Here is a 19,100-nt window from a genome sequence, read left to right as displayed (position 1 = left end):
ACATGACTTTGCGGCACAAGGCATTCCTATTGGCCATGACGGCGGCGGCGTTGGCAATCGCTGCGTTCGCGCTGCTGTCGATCGCCTATGGCTCGACGATGATTCCGTTGGGCGACGTCGTTGCAGCACTTGGCCATGCGATCGGATTGAAGGGGCATGACGTGTCCGGCCCGGTCGGCAGGATCGTCGTCGACCTCAGATTGCCGCGCATAATCCTGGCCATCTGTGTCGGCGGCGGCCTGGGCGTGGTCGGCGCGCTGTTACAGACGGTGACGCGCAACGATCTTGCCGATCCGTTCCTGTTCGGCCTCTCGTCGGGAGCCGCCGCCGGCGCTGTCTCCGTCATCACCGTCTTCGGCGACAGTTTCGGGATCTGGACGCTACCGATCGCTGCGTTCACCGGCGGTATTCTGGCGGCTTGCGTTGTGCTTTTGCTGGTTGCGCGGGTGAGGGGACAAGGCCCCGAACGGCTGATCCTCGCCGGACTTGCGGTCTCCTTCATGTTCACCGCATTGACCAATTACCTGGTCTTTGCCGGTGACCAGCGCGCCGCCCATTCGGTGCTGTTCTGGACGATGGGCGGGCTCGGCCTTGCGCGGTGGGACAATATCTGGCTGGGTGCGCTTGGGGCCGGCACGATTGCGGCGTACGGGTTGTGGAATCATCGCCGGCTGGACGCTTTCCTGGCCGGCGAAAATGCCGCCGAAAGTCTTGGCGTGCCGGTGGCGCGAATGCGACGGACGACGTTTCTGGTCGCCGCTTTTTCGACCGCGATCCTGGTTTCGGTCGCTGGCGTCATCGGCTTCGTCGGCCTCATGATCCCGCATCTGTCGCGGCCGCTGGCCGGCGCGCTGCATCTGCGCCTGATCGTAAGTTGCGCGCTGTTCGGGGCGGTGCTGTTGCTGGCAAGCGACCTTCTGGCGCGCACATTGCTGCCGCCGCAGGAACTGCCGATCGGCATCATCACCAGCTCGCTCGGCGCCTTCTTCGTTGTCACCATGCTGATCCGCAACCGCTTGTAATGGGTGTCGCGGCGGCCGAAATCATCGGACGCAGCCATGATTGTGCTGCACGGCTGCCATGCACGTTTGCCGGCTTCTGGAACAATGCCGGACTTGAATGATAAGCACGCTTATTATATATGCCACTCATGGTTTCCGAAGGCGTAGACAGATTGGGATTTTTGATCCACGACGTGCAGCGGCTGATGCGAAAGCGCTTCGAAGCGCGCGCCAGCGGCCTTGGCCTGTCCTCGGCGCAATGGCGCCTGATGGTTCGCGTCGCCAAGGAAGCGGGCGTTTCGCAGGCGCGGCTTGCCGAACTGCTTGAAATCGAGCCGATCAGCGTCTCGCGGCTGGTTGACCGGATGGAGGAGGGCGGCTGGATCGAGCGCCGCTCCGACGCCGCCGACCGCCGCGTGCGCATGATCTTCCCAACTCCCAAGGCAAGTGCCGCGTATGCGGAGGTCAAGAGCCTCGCCGGCGAAGTCTATGAGGAGTCGCTGACCGGCGTTTCGCCGGACGATCGCCGCGTCCTGATCAGGGCATTGGATGCGATGGCACAGAATCTCGCGGATGGCGATTCACCGTCCTGCGACAAGGTCAAGAATACGGAAGGCGCAGCAGCATGAACGCGGTAGCCAAGGTCGACGAAAACGCCGCCAAAGTGGAAATGGAAGCGCCGCAGCAGCCGGCCGCGGCCCCTGTTACAATGACACCTCCGGCAGAGCCGGCGCCGGTGCCAAAGAAGAAGCGCCGTCTCGGCCGCTTCTTGTTGATGTTCGCACTGCCGGCGGCGTTGGTCATTGGTGGCGGCTATGTCTGGGTCACTGGAGGGCGCTACCAGGAGACGGAGAACGCCAACCTGCAGCAGGCCAAGGTATCGATCGCCTCGGACACGGCGGGCCGCATCGTTCAGGTTGCGATCTCGGACAATCAGAGGGTGAAGCAAGGCGATCTTCTCTTCGCCATTGACCCCGAGCCTTACCGGATCGCACTTGCGCAGGCCGACGCGGCGGTGGCCGCCGCGCGGCTCAACGTCGAACAGCTGCGCGCCGCCTACAGCCAGGCCATGGCGCAGGAGAAATCCGCCAGCAGCGAAGTTGCCTATGCCCAGTCGCAATACGACCGTGCCGCCGATCTCGCCCAGAAAGGTATCAACGCCAAGTCTTCGCTCGATGAGGCCAGGAACGATCTCGATAAGGCAAAGCAGCAGCTTGCCGTCGCCCAACAGGGCATCGTCAGCGCCAAGGCGGCGCTGGGCGGCAATCCCGATATCGAGACCGACAAACATCCGACCGTGATGTCGGCGCTCGCAGCGCGCGACAAGGCTGCCTACGACCTGGCGCAGACCACGGTGAAGGCGCCTGCCGATGGCGTCGTCTACCAGGCCGCGTCCTTCAAGGTCGGCCAGTATGTCGGCTCCGGCACGCCGCTGTTCTCGCTGGTCGAGACCGGCGATACCTGGATCGACGCCAATTTCAAGGAAACACAGCTGACCAATATGAAGCCGGGCCAGAAGGCAGAAATCGTGGTCGACACCTATCCGGGCAGGACCTTCGAAGCGACCGTCAAGGCTATCGGCGCCGGCACCGGAGCGGACTTCTCGCTTCTGCCCGCCCAGAACGCTACCGGCAACTGGGTCAAGGTCACCCAGCGCATTCCGGTCCGCCTGGAGCTGAGCGATCCCGACGCCAAGATGATGCTGCGCACAGGCATGAGCGCGGCCGTTACCGTCGACACGGGCGTGGCGCGCGGCCTGCCTGGCATTTTCGGCCACGCCACGGCTGGCGAGGTCGCGAAGTAAATCAGCGGAAGCCCGCGGGGATCATGCGGGTGGACGCACTGAGCAGGGGGATTGGTCTGATGGGAGGAGTGGAAGGGTCAGCCTTCGGGGCAAACCGCATCGCGGCTTGATCGAAAGCTGAAATCTTCGACACGGACCCGTCGGTCCTCATGTTTCCGGGCGGCAGGCATCCGCTCAATCGAGACTTTCGGTCGATGTAACCCCCACATCGATAATCGCGTCCCACCGCGATGAGGGTCTCTCAACGGAAGGCTTTGCCGCCCGGAAACCCTGTGTACACGTTTTTGTTACCGGCTGGAAGTTCCGCATCATGAGCACGCCAGAACCTTTCAAAGAAGTGCCGCATCGTGGCCTGATCACGGTTGCGCTCATGCTGGCGACGATCATGCAGGCGCTCGACACCACGATCGCCAACGTCGCGCTGCCGACCATGACCGGCGATCTCGGCGCCTCGCCCGACAACATCAACTGGGTGCTGACCTCCTACATCGTGGCGGCAGCGATCATGACGCCGGTCACCGGCTGGCTTGCGGACCGTTTCGGCCGCAAGGAACTGTTCCTGACGGCGGTGGTCGGCTTCACCATCTTCTCGATGCTGTGCGGTCTGGCCTGGAGCCTTGAAACCATCGTGTTGTTCCGGCTCATGCAAGGCGTGTTCGGCGCCGCGATCGTGCCCCTGTCGCAGACCTTCCTGCTCGACATCAACCCGAAGGAACGCCACGGCCAGGCAATGGCCATCTGGGGCGCCGGCATTATGCTGGGGCCGATTCTGGGTCCCACGCTTGGTGGCTGGCTGACCGAGAATTTCAGCTGGCGCTGGGTGTTCTTTATCAACCTGCCGGTCGGCATCGTCGCCTTCCTCGGCATGGCCGCTTATCTGCCGGCCATTGCGCGGCGGGTGCGAAGCTTCGATTTCTTCGGCTTCGCCATGATATCGCTCGGCGTCGGCGCTCTGCAGCTGCTGCTCGATCGTGGTGGCGAGGTCGACTGGTTCTCGTCGGTCGAGATCTGGATCGAGCTTGGCCTTTCGATAACCGGCTTCTGGGTGTTCATCATCCACACGATGACGGCAGAGCATCCCTTCATCGACCCCAAGATCTTCCTCGACCGCAATTTCGTGACCGGGCTGGCGTTCATCTTCGTCATGGGCGTGCTCATCCTGGCGAGCATGTCGCTGCTGCCGCCGATGCTGTCGACCATCTTCGGCTATCCGACCATCACCATCGGCATCGTGATCGGGCCGCGCGGCGTGGGGACGATGATCTCGATGCTCGTCGTCGGCCGGCTCATGAGCAAGGTCGACGCCAGAATCCTCGTCGTCATCGGCTTCCTCCTGACCGCGCAGTCGCTCTACACGATGGCCGGCTTCTCGCCCCAGATGGACAACTGGCTGATCATCACTTCCGGCATCATCCAGGGCCTGGGAATGGGAATGGTATTCGTGCCGCTGTCGACGGTGGCCTTCGCCACGCTTGACGTACGCTTCCGCACCGATGCCACGGCTTTGTTCAGCCTTGTGCGCAACCTCGGCTCGTCCATCGGCGTATCGGTCGTGACGGTGCTCATGGTGCGCAATACACAGATAAATCACGCCGAGCTTTCCACCTTTATCAATCCGTTCAACCCCAATCTGTGGGCGGTTTCGCCGGCGGCGGCCGGCGGCGACCAGATGGCATTGTCCCAGGTCGACAGGATGGTGAACATCCAGGCGATGATGATCTCTTACGTCAACGACTTCAAAATCCTGATGATAATGACGCTGGCCGCCATTCCGTTCGTGATCCTGCTGCGCAAGCCGAAGACGGCGCCGGCTGGCGGCGCGCCGGCGGCACATATGGATTGATATTCGCCGACGGCTGTCCGCTGCCGGCGATGGCTTTGCTACCTTCCGAGCACCAGGGCCCAGTAGCGGAGGCTGGGGTCGCGGCCGTCGCGGACATAGGCAAGCCCGAAACGGCTGAAGTCCGGATCGAGTATGTTGCGCCGGTGGCCGGTCGAATGCATCCAGATGTCGAACAGTTTCTGCTGGTCGAAGCGGCCTTCGGCGATGTTCTCGGCCGCAGCGCCGTGCACGCCATTGTCCTTCATGCGCGAGGCGAAATCCTTGCCCCAGCCGGTGGTGTGGCTCATGCGCGTCCGCGACGCCATGTAGCCGGCCTGCTGCAACGCCGCCTGTTCGAGCTGGGTGTCCGCGGTCAGCGGACTCCGCCCGGCCGCGGCGCGCAAGTTGGCCAGGGTGGCCGTGGCGGAGGAAGAGACACCTGCGCCCTCACCGGTGGGCACGGAAACGGTGCTGCAGGCGGCAAGCCCGGCTATGGCCGCAAGACCGATCAGCAAGGAGCGCCTTGTCCGGCGCGGTTCTGGAGGGAGGTCGATGACAATGCTCATTCCTGCCTGCATAGTCGCGATCATGGCTTTTGACGGGCAAGCCGAAAAAACTGTCGAGGAAATTGATGCCTTGGCCTTCGCTGATCGCACCGCGCAGTCTTCAAGCGTTGCGTTCGGCCATCCAGCTCCGAATGGCCCATCATCCGAGAAATCCGATGCCGAAGATCGCGCGGCTTCTGCCGGGCAGCGATGACAATCCCGTGATGGCCTGTCCGGAACCATCGATTTGGCGACAGCCCCTGGCAAATCGGGTATGCTGTTACATCTACTAGTGGCAGCTACGGGCGGCCATCACGGTGGTGACCGCCCCCGACAACGGGAGGAAGCTTATGGCCAGCTTTCATGTCATGGCGGACGCGCGCGGAATGCATGTGCAGCCCACGGTGCGCCACATCACCACATCGGACCTCTGGGATGCGCTGCGGCTCGGTGCCGAGGATTTCTGGGCAAAACCGTCTCACTACGTTTTCCTGTGCCTGATCTATCCCATCGTCGGCCTGATCCTGACGCAGTGGACGTCTGGCTCCAACGCCATTCAGCTCGTCTATCCCTTGATGTCGGGTTTCGCCCTTGTCGGCCCTTTCGCCGCGCTCGGCCTCTACGAGATCAGCCGCCGGCGCGAGCTCGGCATGAACACCAACTGGCGACATGCCCTCGATGTCCGCCACTCGCCGGCGGTGCCTTCGATCGCGGTCATCGGCATCATGCTGTTCGTGCTGTTCCTGTTGTGGCTGTTCACCGCGCAGTCGATCTACACCAGCCTGTTCGGCGACCAGCCGCCGGCTTCGATCGGCGCCTTTGTCCGCGACGTGCTGACGACCAGCAAAGGCTGGACGTTGATCCTTCTCGGCAACGCCGCCGGCTTCGTTTTCGCCGTGATCGTGTTGGCCACCACTGTCGTCGCCTTCCCGCTGCTGCTCGACCGTGACGTCGGCGCCGTTTCGGCCATAGAAACCTCGGCGCGGGCGGTGATGGCAAATCCGCTGCAGATGGCTCTTTGGGGCCTGACGGTCGCGGTGCTGCTGGTGATCGGTTCGATCCCGCTGTTTGCCGGGCTCGCGGTCGTTATGCCTATCCTTGGCCATGCCACCTGGCACCTCTACCGCAAGGTGGTGGAACCGGAGCGGACCCAGCAGACAAGGCGGCCGATGTAGACCAACGCCGGGACCGCCGCCCTCAGCGCTGTGCGTCGGTCGCCATCTTCAGCGCCAGCGCCGTCAGCACGCCTCCCATCATCCAGCGCTGGATGACCAGCCACAAAGGCCGCCCGGCGAGAAACGCGGCGATCGAGCCGGCCGTCACCGCGATGATGGCATTCACGGTCAGGCTGATCGAAATCTGCGTCGCGCCGAGCACAAGAAGCTGAGACAGGACATGGCCTTTGCCAATGCTGATGAATTGCGGCAGCAGCGACAAATAGAGCACCGCCACCTTCGGATTGAGCAGATTGGTCATCAGGCCCATGGCGAACAGCTTGCGCGGCCCGTCTTTCGGCAGGTCGCGCACCTGGAATGGCGAGCGTCCGCCCGGCTTCACGGCCTGCCAGGCCAGCCACAGGAGATAGAGCACGCCGGCAAAGCGCAGCGCGTCATAGGCGAAGGGTACGGCCAGCAGCAGCGCCGTGATTCCGAATGCCGCCGACAGCACATAGAAGAGAAAACCGACGGCGACCCCGCCAAGCGAGATCAACCCGGCCTTCGGCCCTTGCGACAGGGAGCGCGAGATCAGGTAGATCATGTTTGGACCCGGCGTCAGCACCATGCCCAGGCAGACCAGCGCGAAGGCGAGGTGGTTGGCGGTATCGGGCATTGTTCGTCCCCAGGCGTGCCGCGATGGATGCGATCCAGCGTGCGGCATTATGTGCCTGTTGCGGCAGGCGCCCACAAGGGCTTGGCGGCGTCAGGCGTTGCGCCAGAGTCCGGTTAACCGACCACGCGCAGGTTCGACAATTCGTTGCCGATTTCCTTGAAATCGTTGGACAGGCTGGCGCCCGTCGCATTCCAGAACAGCTTGGCGGGTTTGCTCGGGTCCGCCGGGTCCTTGCGGAAGCGCGAGACCGACGAGCATGATTTCAGCGCATCGATGGCGTTCTTGTCGGTGGTCTTGGTCGTGGACAGGTCGAGAGCCACCGTCATCACCATGATGTCGGCCGCCTTGGCGTTGTTGCAAAGCGTCGTCATCTGCTCGTTGAGCGCGCTGGTGTAATTGCCGTTCGAATAGTCGAACTGGCCGATGGCGCTGGATGTACCCATGAACAGGCGCCCGACCGAGGTGCCGGCATAGCCGGGCTTGAGATAGCCGTAGGACGCGTAGGTCGACTTCGAATCGGCGGGGTCGGAATAACTGAGCGAGGAAGGCGTGTAATAGGTGTTGGCGCCGTCGGTCAGCACGATCACCACCTTGTCGTTGCCTTTTTCTGTTTCCGGGCGCCCCTGCGTGAACGGCTCGCCGCTCGAGACCACCCGCCAGCCCCAGCCCATGCCCTCGGGAACATTGGTGCCGCCATCCGGCTGCATCAGGTCGATCGCGGCTTTGATCGTAGCGAGCCCATCGGCGACGCTGACGTCGGTCAGCGGCGTGATCGGGTTGGTAGTGCAACTGTAGTTCGGGCCGTTGCCTGCGGGCAATACCGGTGCATCGATCGGCCGCGGCTGGAAATACTTGGTCATGTTGCGCAGCCGGGCTTGGCCGCTGCTGCTCGAAGGATCGTCGTTCCACCAGCTGTTGATGGCGCCGTAGGTCTTTGGCGCGGCTTCGTTGGGATCCTGGGTGATCTTCCAGTGATTGCCGGGTTCATCCGGGGCGAACATCGGCACGAACATCGTCGCCGGATCGCCCACGCCTATTCCGGTGTTGGCCGAGCCGCCGGACGGCGGGGCGTCGTTGACATTGTAGGGGTAGGGCCGGGCTTCGACACAGCCTTGCCAACTGGCGAACGGACCGTAGGAATCGACATAGTCGTATGCGTCGTAACTGCGCTTGCAGGTATTGTTCCAGTTGTATTCAGCACAAACAACGTGCTTGCTGTTTTTAACACGCTCATGGCTGGTGACGACCTTCATGTCGCGGTAGAGCGAAAACCGGGTCAGCATCTGGCCTTCCTCGTCGCCCCAGCCGGTGCCGCGTTTGTACCAGATGCCGTTGGTCTGCTGGGCGTATTTGTTGGCGGCGTTCAGCGTCGACCAGTCGAAATTCTCGTTCGACACCGGTGACAGGCCCTCGGTGTCCATCCAGGACGCATTGCCATTGCCAGGACCGACATTGACCGAGGCGGCAAAGGGTACGAGGCCGAACTGCACCGGCTTGTCGACCTGCTTGATCATCGCGGCCTGTTGGGCAAGCGTGTCGACCAACTGCTTCGCCGCGGTCTTGAGGAGATCGATGCGCTTCTGCCCCGAGCCGGTTCCGGGCGTGACCATCGATCCGGAATTGTCGAGCACCAGCGCTACTTCGAGCGTGTTCTTCAGCCGCACCTCCGAGCACGCGGTGAAGCCGATATTGGTGGCGCCGGTGCCGCCGAGCAGTATCTTCGCCGTCGGCAGGAAGTAAGGATTATAGGTCAAGGTGCCGCAAAGCTTCATTGTTCCGCCGCCAGCGGCGTTGCTGGGCAAAGTGAGGTTGAGCGTCGTGTTGGCGGGATCGACATCGTTCAGATTGGCATTGAAGAAGTCGAGCGCATAGGCCCTCAGCTGGTCGTCGGTGGCGCCTTCCGTCACGCGGCGCGCCGTGGCGAAGTTGGCGGCGTCGAGTGCGTTCAACACCGTCTGCTTTTCGCGGTTCATTTCCGTGAAGTCGACCGCGAGCGCCAGCCCGCCCATCAGCGGGACCATCGCGAAGGCCGTCACGAGAGCATAGTTGCCGCGCCTGTCGCGGCGGAATTGACGCCAGATTTCACGCATGTCTTGCAGCGGCCCCCGCCGGCGGATTCTCGTTCGACGCCAGCTTTCCACAAAACGCTGAAGGACGGGTTTGGGAAACCGCTCGATTGCTTGGTTCGCGCTTCACCAAGCACTAACCAATCTGGAGCGGCCCCCCGGTGCCTCCAAAAAACGACACCCCGCCGGATGCAGGGCGTCGACGTGGAATTCGTCGGATCAGCTGACGATGCGCAGGTTGGACAGCTCGTTGCCGATCGCCTTGAAATCGTCGGACAGCGTTGCGCCCGTCGAATTCCAGAACAGCTTCATCGGCTTGCTCGGATCGGTCTTGTCCTTGCTGAAGCGGGAATCCGAAGAACAGGCCTTCAGCGCATCCATCTGCGTTTTCTCCGCTGTCTTGGTGGCGTCCAGATCAAGCGCGATGGTCATGACCATGATCCCGGCGGCCTTGGCGTTGTTACACAGCGCAGTGAAATGCTCGTTCATCGCTTTGGTGTAGTTGGCGTTGCTGTAATCGTCCTTGGTGACATCCGTTCCGAGGAACATGCGGCCGTAGCTGTAGCCGTTGCTGTAGGGGACGACGTAACCGAGAGCCGAATAGATCGCCTTGCTGCCAGCCAGGTCGTTACCGCCAGAACTCCAATTGGTTCCAGAGTAGGTCTGCGCCGTCACCGAGGTCGGCGTGTAGTAGGTGTTGGCGCCGTCGGTCAGCACGATCAGTACCTTGTCGTTGCCTCTTTCCGTTTCGGGCCGGCCCTCGGTGAAGGGTGCCGTGCTGGAAAGGGTCCGCCAGCCCCAGGCCATGCCTTCCGGCACGTTGGTGGCGCCGTCGTCGGCCATGGCATCGATGGCGTTTTTGATCAAAGTTGCGCCGGCTGTCGTGGAAACATCGGTTAGTGGCGTAATTGCCGTCGTGCTGCAGCTTGTATTCGGCCCGGCGTCCATGCCGTAGGCCGGCGTGACCTTGTTCACCCAGTCGAAATATTTTGGCATGTAGCGCTGGCGTGCGGCGTCGGACGCGCCTGAACTCACTGGGGCGTCGACATCCCAATTGTTATTGGCTGGCCTTGAAGAGCTATCGACGCGGTCGGTTTCGTCGGGCGCGAACATCGGCACGAAAAGCGTTGCAGGCAGTGTTGTCGATGCAGCTGTGTCCTGGATATTGTATGGATATGGACGCGACTCGACGCAGCCACCCCAACTCGCGACCGGCGCATAGGTGAAGGTCGCGTTCGATGCACAAGTACCGTCCCAATTCTTGAGACTGCACGCTGAAATGCGTTTCATCTGTTTGTAGATCGAGAACCGGGTCAGCGGCTGGTCTTTCTGGCTCGCGTCCCAGCCGGTGCCTTTCGCGTACCAGATGCCGGCAATCTTCTGCGCGTATTTGGTGGACGAAAAGGACGAACTCATGGTCGTCCAGTCGAAATTCTCATGATGGATAGGCGATATGCCGGTCGTGTCCATCCACGCCGCCGAAGCGTTGCCCGCACCGACATTCACCGAGGCGGCAAAGGGAACGAGGCTGAACTGGACCGGCTTGGTGACCTGTCTCATCTGCTGGGCCTGGCCGGCCAACTGGTCGACCAACTGCTTGGCGGCGCTCTTGAGAAGGTCGAACCGCACCTTGTTCGAGCCTTTGCCGAGCTCCTTCATCGAACCGGAATTATCAAGCACCAGCGACACTTCCAGCGTGTTCTTCAGGCGCACTTCGGAGCAGGTGCTGAAGCCGATATCGGTGCTGCCGGCGCTGCCGCCCAGCAGTAGTTTAGCCGTCGGCTCGAAATAGGGCTTGTAGACCAAGGTCGCGCAGAGCTTCAGCGTCCCGCCGCCTGTGTTGTTGTTGGGCAGCGTCACGGCCAGCGTGGTGTTGGCCGGATCGATATGCGCGAGATTGGCTTCGAAGAAATTCTTGGCATAGGCCACCGCGTCGGCGTCGCTGGCGCCGGCAACGATCTGCTGGGCCGTGGCGAAGCCGGCCGCGTCCAAGGCGTTCAAGGCGTTTTGCCTTTGGCCCACCATTTCCGTATAGTCGACGGCGATCGCCACGGCGCCCATCAGCGGCACCATGGCGAGCACGGTCATCAGCGCATAATTGCCACGCCGGTCGCGTCCGAATCTTCGGATCATTGTCACAGCTGCCCCCACGAAATCGATAGTCATTGGGGACGGTGTCATAAATCGTTAAATTTCAGGTTTCTGGAATATATCCAAGGTCAGGCCTCACCTTCAAAGCTCGTTAACCAACCGGTGAACGGTGGCGGATGTCCGGTTAAGGGCGAAAGCTGGTGACAGGCTGGGCCGGTTCGGATAATTCCAACCGGCTGCGGCGAACCGTCGGCTGCGGCACCGCAACGATCATGACTGAAGGATACGGCATGGCGGCCTCGCCTGACATCATCGGTTCGCTCGAAGACCTGTCGAAGAACTATTCGGCCATTCTCTGCGATGTCTGGGGCGTGGTGCACAATGGCGAAAGGCATTTTCCCGCGGCTGCGTCGGCGCTGACGGCAGCCCGTACGGCCGGTATTCCCGTCGTCCTGATCACCAATTCGCCGCGCCGCAGCGCCGACGTCGTGGCCCAGATGAACGTCATCGGCGTTCCCCCATCGGCCTACGACCGCGTGGTCACCTCGGGCGACGTGACCCGCGACCTGATCGTGGAAGGCCCGCGAAAGATCTTCCATGTCGGCGCCGAGCGAGACTTGACCCTCTATGACGGGCTCGACGTCGATCTCGTCGAGGAGTTCGAGGCATCCGGCGTCGTCTGCACCGGCCTGTTCGATGACGAAGTGGAGAAGCCCGAAGATTATGCGGAGCTGCTGCGGCGGCTGCGCGCCAGGAACCTGCCTTTCATCTGCGCCAACCCGGATATCATGGTCGAGCGCGGCGAACGCATCATCTGGTGCGCCGGCGCCCTGGCACGCGACTACGCGCAGCTCGGCGGTCGCACGCTGATAGCCGGAAAGCCTTATGCGCCCGTCTATGATGTGGCGATGAGGGAGGTGGCGGAGATCCTTGGCCGGCCGGTCGAGCGCCGCCAGGTGCTGGCCATCGGCGACGGCATGCTGACCGATATCAAGGGCGCCGCCGACAACGGTTTCGACGTTCTCTATGTCTCAGGCGGCATTCATGCCCGCGACTATGGCGATGCATCGCAACCGGATCCGGCAAGGCTCGCCGCGTTTCTTGACAGGCACGCCTATCATCCAGTGGCCGTCATTCCCAGGCTGCGGTAGATGGCGATGGACGCTTTCCAGCACCTTTCGGCAACCGCTCCGCTGCCCGCCGATTTGCGCGGCGGCGTTGTCGCGATCGGCAATTTCGACGGTGTCCATCGCGGTCATCAGGCGGTGCTCGAACGGGCATTGGCGGAGGCGCGGCGGCGTGGCGTGCCGGCGCTGGTGCTGACTTTCGAACCGCACCCGCGAAAGATATTCAGGCCCGAGATACCGCTGTTCGTGCTGACGCCGCCGCCGATGAAGGCGCGGCTCCTGTCGCTGCTGGGCTTTGCCGCGCTCGTCGAACAGCCTTTCACGCGCGACTTCGCCTCGCTATCGGCGGAAGCCTTCGTGACCGACGTGCTTGAGAGAACGCTTGGCATCACCCATGCCGTGACCGGCTTCGATTTCCATTTCGGCAAGGACCGCCAGGGCGGGCCGGCCTATCTGATGGCGGCTGGCGAGCGCCATGGCTTCGGCGTCACGCTGGTCGATGCATTTCGGGACGAAAGCGCCGAGGTGGTTTCATCGAGCCGCATCCGCGCCTTGCTTTGCGAAGGCGCGGTGGCCGAGGCCGCCGGCCTGCTCGGCTATCGCTTCACGGTGGAGAGCGAAGTCGTGGGCGGCCAGAAACTGGGGCGAACGCTCGGCTTTCCGACCGCCAACATGAGGCTTCCCGCCGAGGCCACCCTCAGGGAAGGCATCTATGCCGTTCGCTTTCGCCGCGCCGACGGGAGGCTGCATGATGGCGTTGCCAGCTTTGGCCGCCGTCCGACCGTCGACGATGATGGCGCGCCGCTTCTGGAAACCTTCGTCTTCGATTTTTCCGGTGACCTCTATGGCGAGATCTGCCAGGTGTCGTTCTTCGGTTACCTGCGCAGCGAGGTGAAGTTCGACGGGCTTGATGCGCTGGTCGCGCAGATGAAGCGCGACGAGGCTGAGGCGAGAGCACTGCTGGCCGGCGTCAAGCCACTTTCGCAACTCGACGCGGCCATGGCTTTTTGAAGCATGGTCCGGTTTTCGGGTTAGATCATGCTCGAATCAGACGTTACTTTTTCAGCGCCAGACCGACGGCGATGAAGGTCCAACCCTGGAAGATCAGGTCGATTGCCAGGAACAGGCCGAGCACCCATACGCTGTTGACCGGCCAGCCCATGGCTATGATCAACCCGGCGATCACGCTGATGGCGCCGGCCGCGACGATCCAGCCCCAGCCGCGCTCAGGCCGGTGGCTGTAGCCGACCCAGGCGCGCAGCACGCCGGAAGCGACAAGCGCGACCGCCAGCAAGAAGGTCAGCACCGCCGAGGCCAGCAGCGGGTTGTCGAAGGCGAAAAAGCCCGCGACCGCGTAGAGCAATCCGCTGAGCAGCCAGTAGAAGAAGCGGCCCCACGTCTTGACCCCGAAGGCATGCATGATCTCGATGATGCCGGCCACCAGCATCAGCCACCCCACGACATAGACGGAAGCCACCGTGGCGATGAAGAGGTTGCCAAAGGCAATGCCGCCGAGGATCAGCAGCAACACGCCCAGACCAACAAACCACCCCCACTTTCCTCGCGTCTGTCCGATCGCGTTCTTCAGTGCATCGCCGTGCAAGGTCATGTCGCCATCTCCATCGAGGACCGCCAGCAGGGGATGAAGTTACCCTTGGTGCCGACCCGCGTCCAGCCGACGGCGGCCGGATGGTGCAAGCAATGCGAGCCGGACGTCTCGACCTTAAATCAAATTTTACCAAAGCCTCTTCAAAGCTGTGACCGAAAGACAATCGTATTGTGTTAATGGGGTAGCCATGAGTCCGGTCGGGAAAATTTCTGCAGCCTTGGCTACCGTCATGCTGGCTACCTCGGGTGCGGCCGATGCCGGCGAGGGCGCCTTCGGCTGGCTGTCCGGCGATTGGTATCTGACGGTCGGCGCCACCGGCATGGTGGCGCCCAATTTCGAGGGCGGCAAGAAGTACCTGCTCAGCGCCTCGCCGATCATCTCCTTGGGCAAGGCTGGCCCGGCGGCCCGCTTCACCTCACGCAACGACAACATTTCGCTGGCGCTGGTCGATGACGGCGGCGTTCGCGCCGGCCTGACCGGCAAGTTCCTGTTCTCGCGCGACGATGGCGATGCCGACGAGTTGAAGGGCCTCGATCCGGTCCGCTGGGGCGGCGAGGTGGGCGGCTTCTTCGAATTCTATCCGACGGACTGGATACGTGCGCGTGCCGAGCTGCGGCACGGCATCCGCGCCCATAACGGCTTCGTCGCCGACATCGCCGCCGACGCCTTCTACGATGTGACGCCAACCGTCAGGATCTCTGGCGGGCCGCGCGTCTCGTTCGCCTCCGCCAAATATTTCGACGCCTATTACGGCGTCGACGCGCAGGAAGCCGTGGCCTCGGGGTTGAACCAGTATAATCCCGGCGGCGGCCTGAAATCGGTCGGCCTTGGCGGTGCGGTGACGTGGAAGGTGACCGACCCGATGACCGCCAGCCTGTTCGGGGAATATTCACGCCTCGAAGGCCCGGCCGCCGATTCCAGCCTGGTCAAGGAGCGCGGCGACCGCAACCAGTTCATGATCGGCGTATCGACGACCTATCGCTTCGATTTCAAGATGTAGCCGGTATCGGCCTTATTCCAGCAATCGCGTATCGATCTGATGACTTGTGGTGCCGACGATGGCGATGCCTTCGCGTTCCAGCAAGGCGGGATTGAGAATATAGTTTCTGGCGAAGGGAACGCTCACGCAAGGAACTTCCATGACTGGATGGCTGGCGGCACTGACAAAATCGCTGCCAATCTCGCGTGTCTTGGCCGGATTGTCTTTCCAGCCCTCGGGCAAATCGGGGACGGCAATGGAGACGCCGTCAGGCACTTCGATTTCCAGGAGCTGGAACGTGGGCGGCAAATCTTCCACGTCGACATGAACGAGAATTTCGAGAAGCGCCGTGGCGGGATGATCCGCGCAGTACACAATGGCGGTGCCCTTGATGTTCCAACGGCCGGAGCTGAGCATGCCGCCCCGGCCGGACAGGTCGGCGAAGTTGGAGATACGCCATAGACGCATCGTCAGGCGAAAATGCCATAATCGATGCGATGCAGTTCCTCTTCCACCAGGGAAGCACCGGTTTCCGACTGCAGGAGCGTGATAGGCGCTTCGTTGAGCACCCGGCTGCGTTTGCGCAACCAACGTTGCGCTTTTTCGTGGTCTCCGAAAACACGATCCGCCATTGTGGAAATGCGCTCGATGCGCATGACGCGATCGGACTCGGCAATACTCAGTTTCTCATTGCGTTCTTTCCTGCGCGCCAAAGTGCGCCGCGATCCTACGATTTTGTAGATTTCGTCATTGCTGAACCCACGGTGGCGGAGTTCTTCCACCTTGGTGAAGCTGACCAGGAATTGCCCCGTTGCGGCATCCCGGACCAAGCCATCCTGCGCACGCTCGACCTTCTCCTTACGGGCGGCCCGTCTGGCAGCCGGCACGTGGACCTTGCGATGCGGATTGGACATGACGCGCCTCCGGTGCCATTTGCCCAAACATATATGCGCAATTGGCACAAGCGGCAAGGCGAGTGCCTTGGAGTTCGGGCTTTCCAAGCTGGCCCACCTCGTTTAAAAGCGCGGCCATGACAGTGGTCTCGCGTTCCGTCGCGATTACGATACGAATTACCAGCCCGGTGTTCCGGACGGCCTGAGAGCTGTCGGAGCCGCCGGGAATCTTGCGCGCGACCCCTCGCGCTTTTTCCAGATCATGATAGTTCAGGCCCGAGCTCCCTTGCCGCCGGGCAATCCACAATGGCAGACCAATGACCGATACAGCTGAAACGATCGACTATTCCAAGACGCTTTACCTGCCGCAGACGGATTTCCCGATGCGTGCCGGTTTGCCCGAGAAGGAGCCGGTGCTGGTCCAACGCTGGCAGGAGATGGATCTCTACCGCAAGTTGCGCGAGGCCTCCGCCGGTCGCCCGAAATACGTGCTGCATGACGGCCCGCCTTATGCCAACGGCAACATCCATATCGGCCATGCGCTGAACAAGATCCTCAAGGACGTCATCAACCGCTCCTTCCAGATGCGCGGCCGCGACGCCAATTACGTGCCCGGCTGGGACTGCCACGGCCTGCCGATCGAATGGAAGATCGAGGAGCAGTACCGCGCCAAGGGCAAGAACAAGGATGAGGTGCCGGTCAACGAGTTCCGCAAGGAATGCCGGGATTTCGCCGCTCACTGGATCGGCGTTCAGGGGGCGGAATTCCAGCGCCTTGGCGTCATCGGCGACTTCAAGAACCCGTATACGACCATGGCCTTCCACGCCGAGGCGCGTATCGCCGGCGAACTGTTGAAATTCGCCATGTCGGGCCAGCTCTATCGCGGCTCCAAGCCGGTGATGTGGAGTGTCGTCGAGCGCACCGCGCTCGCCGAGGCCGAGATCGAATACCAGGACTACGAGTCGGATACGATCTGGGCGAAGTTCCCGGTCGCCAGTCTGGTGCGCCCCGTGGCTGACGGAGAGGCCGCACTGACCGAGGGCGCTCTCGATCTGCTGCAGGCCCATGTCGTCATCTGGACGACGACGCCTTGGACGATCCCCGGCAACCGTGCCGTCAACTATTCGCCGCGCATCGACTACGGTCTCTACGAGGTCACGGCAGCCGAGAACGCCTTCGGCCCGCAGCCGGGCGAAAAGCTGATCTTTGCCGATACGCTGGCCGAAGAGGCTTCGGTCAAGGCCAAAGTCACCTTGAATCGTCTTCGCAGCGTGTCGGCGCAAGAGCTTGGAAGTCTTACGCTTTCGCATCCCTTCAAGGGTCTTGGCGGCGGTTACGAGTTTCCGGTGCCCATGCTTGCCGGCGACCATGTCACCGATGATGCGGGCACCGGGTTCGTTCACACGGCGCCGGGCCATGGTCGCGAGGATTTCGACGCCTGGATGGAGGCGGCCCCGGACCTGCGCGCGCGCGGCGTCGACACCGCGATCCCGTTCACCGTCGACGATGCCGGCTTTTTCACCAAGGACGCGCCGGGCTTCGGTCCGGATCGTGAGGGTGGCGCGGCGCGCGTCCTTGACGACAACGGCAAGAAGGGCAATGCCAACCAAGCGGTCATCGATGAGCTGATCAAGCGCAACGCGTTGTTCGCGCGCGGTCGGCTGAAACACTCCTATCCGCATTCCTGGCGGTCGAAGAAACCGGTCATCTTCCGCAATACGCCGCAATGGTTCGTCTACATGGACAAGGACCTCGGCGACGGCACGACGCTGCGCAGCCGTGCGCTGAAGGCGATCGACGACACCCGTTTCGTGCCAGGGGCGGGGCAGAACCGCATTCGCGCCATGATCGAGGAACGGCCCGACTGGGTGCTGTCGCGCCAGCGCGCCTGGGGCGTGCCGATCGCGGTCTTCGCCGACGCCGACGGCAATGTGCTCCAGGACGAGGCGGTCAACCAGCGCATCATGGACGCTTTCGAGAAAGAAGGCGCCGATGCCTGGTTCGACGCCGGTGCCAAGGAACGTTTCCTCGGCAATCACGATGCCTCCAGATGGAAGCAGGTCACGGATATCCTCGACGTCTGGTTCGATTCAGGCTCGACCCACGTTTTCACGCTGGAGGATCGTCCCGATCTCAAATGGCCGGCCGACGTCTATCTCGAAGGCTCCGACCAGCATCGCGGCTGGTTCCACTCCTCACTGCTCGAAAGCTGCGGCACCAGGGGCAGGGCGCCCTACGATACCGTCGTCACCCATGGCTTCACCATGGACGAGGACGGCCGCAAGATGTCGAAGTCGCTCGGCAACACCGTCGTCCCGCAGGACGTGATCAAGCAGTCCGGCGCTGATATCCTGCGGCTCTGGGTGGTGACGACCGACTATTGGGAAGACCAACGGCTCGGCAAGAACGTGCTGCAGACCAACATCGACGCCTACCGCAAGCTGCGCAACACCATCCGCTGGATGCTGGGCACGCTCGCCCATGACGATGGCGAGGAGGTGCCGCTGGAAGGGATGCCGGAGCTGGAACGGCTGATGCTGCATCGCCTCGCCGAACTCGATGAGGTGGTGCGCCAGGGCTACGATGCCTTCGAGTTCAAGCGCATCACCCGTGCGCTCCTCGATTTCATGGTGGTCGAGTTGTCGGCCTTCTATTTCGATATTCGCAAGGACGCGCTCTACTGCGATGCGCCGTCGAGCGCGAAGCGCAAGGCCTCGGTGCAGGTGGTGCGCCACCTTTTCGACTGCCTGGTAAGATGGCTGGCGCCGATGCTGCCCTTCACCATGGAAGAGGCCTGGCTCGACCGCCATCCCGATGCCGTCTCGGTACATCTCGACCAGTTCCCGGCGATCCCGGAAAACTGGAAGAACGAGGCGCTGGCGGAGAAATGGCGTAAGGTGCGGCAGGTGCGCCGCGTCGTCACCGGTGCGCTGGAAATCGCGCGTGCCCAGAAGGTGATCGGCTCGTCGCTGGAAGCGGTGCCCGTCGTTACCATCGACGATGCGGCGCTCGAGGCGGCGATATCGGATGTCGACATGGCCGAAATGGCGATCACCAGCGATCTCGTCATCGCCCATGGCGAGGCGCAACAAGGCGCCTTCACGCTCGAAGACGTGAAGGGCGTCGCCGTGGTGATCGAAAAAGCCGAGGACCGCGGCCTGGTCAAATGCGCGCGGTCATGGCGTTACACCGCCGATGTCGGGCAGGATCCTGCCTTTCCCGATGTCTCGGCGCGCGACGCCGCCGTGCTGCATGAGCTTAGGGCGCTCGGCCGGCTTTGAAGGCCAGGCATATCGGTGCACAAATGCCACGCCGGGCGGTGCAAATCCGTCC

The 19,100-nt window shown here is 62.5% G+C and carries 17 protein-coding genes; 10 read left to right on the top strand and 7 right to left on the bottom strand.

The window, feature by feature from the left end:
• Positions 1-2 precede the first annotated feature (2 nt).
• From FJ972_RS20715 to FJ972_RS20700, 4 genes are all read left to right on the top strand, one after another.
• Complete coding sequence (locus FJ972_RS20715; RefSeq protein WP_181165125.1) at positions 3-1,022, top strand: FecCD family ABC transporter permease; 1,020 nt, start codon at positions 3-5, stop codon at positions 1,020-1,022.
• 128 nt (positions 1,023-1,150) lie between these two features.
• Positions 1,151-1,630 (top strand): MarR family winged helix-turn-helix transcriptional regulator, encoded by a 480-nt coding sequence (locus tag FJ972_RS20710; RefSeq protein ID WP_140495025.1) that lies wholly within the window; start codon positions 1,151-1,153, stop codon positions 1,628-1,630.
• A complete protein-coding gene (locus tag FJ972_RS20705) occupies positions 1,627-2,805 on the top strand; it encodes an HlyD family secretion protein (RefSeq protein WP_140494249.1) in 1,179 nt (392 codons plus the stop codon). The genes FJ972_RS20710 and FJ972_RS20705 overlap by 4 nt, the downstream gene beginning before the upstream one ends.
• Before the next feature lie 310 nt (positions 2,806-3,115).
• A complete protein-coding gene (locus FJ972_RS20700) occupies positions 3,116-4,648 on the top strand; it encodes a DHA2 family efflux MFS transporter permease subunit (RefSeq protein WP_140494247.1) in 1,533 nt (510 codons plus the stop codon).
• A gap of 38 nt (positions 4,649-4,686) precedes the next feature.
• Here FJ972_RS20700 and FJ972_RS20695 read toward each other — a convergent pair whose 3' ends face one another.
• Entirely contained in the window at positions 4,687-5,193 is a 507-nt protein-coding gene (locus tag FJ972_RS20695; RefSeq protein WP_140521645.1) for a CAP domain-containing protein, read from the bottom strand.
• Between FJ972_RS20695 and FJ972_RS20690 the strand changes: the two genes are divergently transcribed.
• Positions 5,180-5,386, top strand: coding sequence for a hypothetical protein (locus tag FJ972_RS20690; protein WP_140521647.1), 207 nt, complete (start codon positions 5,180-5,182; stop codon positions 5,384-5,386). The genes FJ972_RS20695 and FJ972_RS20690 overlap by 14 nt on opposite strands.
• Positions 5,387-5,522: 136 nt before the next feature.
• The gene (locus FJ972_RS20685; protein WP_140515546.1) at positions 5,523-6,347 is read left to right on the top strand and encodes a DUF2189 domain-containing protein; all 825 of its coding nucleotides are present in this window, start codon (positions 5,523-5,525) and stop codon (positions 6,345-6,347) included.
• Between the two features lie 22 nt (positions 6,348-6,369).
• On the opposite strand, the gene FJ972_RS20680 is transcribed toward FJ972_RS20685, so the two are convergent.
• The 3 genes from FJ972_RS20680 to FJ972_RS20670 all read right to left on the bottom strand — a co-directional run bounded on the left by FJ972_RS20680 (position 6,370) and on the right by FJ972_RS20670 (position 11,201).
• Positions 6,370-7,002, bottom strand: coding sequence for a LysE family translocator (locus FJ972_RS20680; protein WP_140494241.1), 633 nt, complete (start codon positions 7,000-7,002; stop codon positions 6,370-6,372).
• A 113-nt stretch (positions 7,003-7,115) separates the two neighbouring features.
• Positions 7,116-9,092, bottom strand: coding sequence for a TadE/TadG family type IV pilus assembly protein (locus FJ972_RS20675; RefSeq protein WP_181168333.1), 1,977 nt, complete (start codon positions 9,090-9,092; stop codon positions 7,116-7,118).
• Between the two features lie 195 nt (positions 9,093-9,287).
• Positions 9,288-11,201, bottom strand: a complete 1,914-nt coding sequence (locus tag FJ972_RS20670) for a pilus assembly protein (RefSeq protein WP_140521649.1) — start codon at positions 11,199-11,201, stop codon at positions 9,288-9,290.
• A 248-nt stretch (positions 11,202-11,449) separates the two neighbouring features.
• Between FJ972_RS20670 and FJ972_RS20665 the strand changes: the two genes are divergently transcribed.
• Both FJ972_RS20665 and FJ972_RS20660 read left to right on the top strand, forming a co-directional pair.
• Positions 11,450-12,310 (top strand): TIGR01459 family HAD-type hydrolase, encoded by an 861-nt coding sequence (locus tag FJ972_RS20665; RefSeq protein ID WP_140522166.1) that lies wholly within the window; start codon positions 11,450-11,452, stop codon positions 12,308-12,310.
• Between the two features lie 6 nt (positions 12,311-12,316).
• Positions 12,317-13,297: a bifunctional riboflavin kinase/FAD synthetase gene (locus FJ972_RS20660; RefSeq protein WP_140495019.1), complete on the top strand. Its 981-nt coding sequence runs from the start codon at positions 12,317-12,319 to the stop codon at positions 13,295-13,297.
• Positions 13,298-13,340: 43 nt separating this feature from the next.
• Here FJ972_RS20660 and FJ972_RS20655 read toward each other — a convergent pair whose 3' ends face one another.
• A complete protein-coding gene (locus FJ972_RS20655) occupies positions 13,341-13,895 on the bottom strand; it encodes an HdeD family acid-resistance protein (protein WP_140521651.1) in 555 nt (184 codons plus the stop codon).
• 229 nt (positions 13,896-14,124) lie between these two features.
• On the opposite strand from FJ972_RS20655, the gene FJ972_RS20650 reads away from it, so the two are divergent.
• Positions 14,125-14,895: a MipA/OmpV family protein gene (locus FJ972_RS20650; RefSeq protein ID WP_224519163.1), complete on the top strand. Its 771-nt coding sequence runs from the start codon at positions 14,125-14,127 to the stop codon at positions 14,893-14,895.
• 12 nt (positions 14,896-14,907) lie between these two features.
• Here FJ972_RS20650 and FJ972_RS20645 read toward each other — a convergent pair whose 3' ends face one another.
• Positions 14,908-15,291 carry an RES family NAD+ phosphorylase gene (locus FJ972_RS20645; protein WP_246674183.1) on the bottom strand — a complete coding sequence of 128 codons (384 nt, stop codon included), beginning with the start codon at positions 15,289-15,291 and terminating at the stop codon, positions 14,908-14,910.
• A gap of 53 nt (positions 15,292-15,344) precedes the next feature.
• Positions 15,345-15,788 (bottom strand): antitoxin Xre/MbcA/ParS toxin-binding domain-containing protein, encoded by a 444-nt coding sequence (locus tag FJ972_RS20640; RefSeq protein ID WP_140494231.1) that lies wholly within the window; start codon positions 15,786-15,788, stop codon positions 15,345-15,347.
• Positions 15,789-16,084: 296 nt separating this feature from the next.
• Between FJ972_RS20640 and ileS the strand changes: the two genes are divergently transcribed.
• Positions 16,085-19,048: an isoleucine--tRNA ligase gene (gene ileS / locus FJ972_RS20635; protein WP_140521655.1), complete on the top strand. Its 2,964-nt coding sequence runs from the start codon at positions 16,085-16,087 to the stop codon at positions 19,046-19,048.
• The last annotated feature ends 52 nt before the right edge of the window (positions 19,049-19,100 follow it).

The organism is Mesorhizobium sp. B2-1-1 (assembly GCF_006442975.2).
In the GTDB taxonomy this organism is placed as follows: domain Bacteria; phylum Pseudomonadota; class Alphaproteobacteria; order Rhizobiales; family Rhizobiaceae; genus Mesorhizobium.
This window is presented reverse-complemented; position numbering and strand designations above follow the sequence as displayed.

Excerpts from the sequence above, each read along its gene's own strand:
- FJ972_RS20715 (WP_181165125.1), top strand. The coding sequence starts at position 3 with ATGACTTTGCGGCACAAGGCATTCCTATTGGCCATGACGGCGGCGGCG.
- FJ972_RS20710 (WP_140495025.1), top strand. The coding sequence starts at position 1,151 with ATGGTTTCCGAAGGCGTAGACAGATTGGGATTTTTGATCCACGACGTG.
- FJ972_RS20705 (WP_140494249.1), top strand. The coding sequence starts at position 1,627 with ATGAACGCGGTAGCCAAGGTCGACGAAAACGCCGCCAAAGTGGAAATG.
- FJ972_RS20700 (WP_140494247.1), top strand. The coding sequence starts at position 3,116 with ATGAGCACGCCAGAACCTTTCAAAGAAGTGCCGCATCGTGGCCTGATC.
- FJ972_RS20690 (WP_140521647.1), top strand. The coding sequence starts at position 5,180 with ATGACAATGCTCATTCCTGCCTGCATAGTCGCGATCATGGCTTTTGAC.
- FJ972_RS20695 (WP_140521645.1), bottom strand. The coding sequence starts at position 5,193 with ATGAGCATTGTCATCGACCTCCCTCCAGAACCGCGCCGGACAAGGCGC.
- FJ972_RS20685 (WP_140515546.1), top strand. The coding sequence starts at position 5,523 with ATGGCCAGCTTTCATGTCATGGCGGACGCGCGCGGAATGCATGTGCAG.
- FJ972_RS20680 (WP_140494241.1), bottom strand. The coding sequence starts at position 7,002 with ATGCCCGATACCGCCAACCACCTCGCCTTCGCGCTGGTCTGCCTGGGC.
- FJ972_RS20675 (WP_181168333.1), bottom strand. The coding sequence starts at position 9,092 with ATGCGTGAAATCTGGCGTCAATTCCGCCGCGACAGGCGCGGCAACTAT.
- FJ972_RS20670 (WP_140521649.1), bottom strand. The coding sequence starts at position 11,201 with ATGATCCGAAGATTCGGACGCGACCGGCGTGGCAATTATGCGCTGATG.
- FJ972_RS20665 (WP_140522166.1), top strand. The coding sequence starts at position 11,450 with ATGGCGGCCTCGCCTGACATCATCGGTTCGCTCGAAGACCTGTCGAAG.
- FJ972_RS20660 (WP_140495019.1), top strand. The coding sequence starts at position 12,317 with ATGGACGCTTTCCAGCACCTTTCGGCAACCGCTCCGCTGCCCGCCGAT.
- FJ972_RS20655 (WP_140521651.1), bottom strand. The coding sequence starts at position 13,895 with ATGACCTTGCACGGCGATGCACTGAAGAACGCGATCGGACAGACGCGA.
- FJ972_RS20650 (WP_224519163.1), top strand. The coding sequence starts at position 14,125 with ATGCTGGCTACCTCGGGTGCGGCCGATGCCGGCGAGGGCGCCTTCGGC.
- FJ972_RS20645 (WP_246674183.1), bottom strand. The coding sequence starts at position 15,291 with ATGCTCAGCTCCGGCCGTTGGAACATCAAGGGCACCGCCATTGTGTAC.
- FJ972_RS20640 (WP_140494231.1), bottom strand. The coding sequence starts at position 15,788 with ATGTCCAATCCGCATCGCAAGGTCCACGTGCCGGCTGCCAGACGGGCC.
- ileS (WP_140521655.1), top strand. The coding sequence starts at position 16,085 with ATGACCGATACAGCTGAAACGATCGACTATTCCAAGACGCTTTACCTG.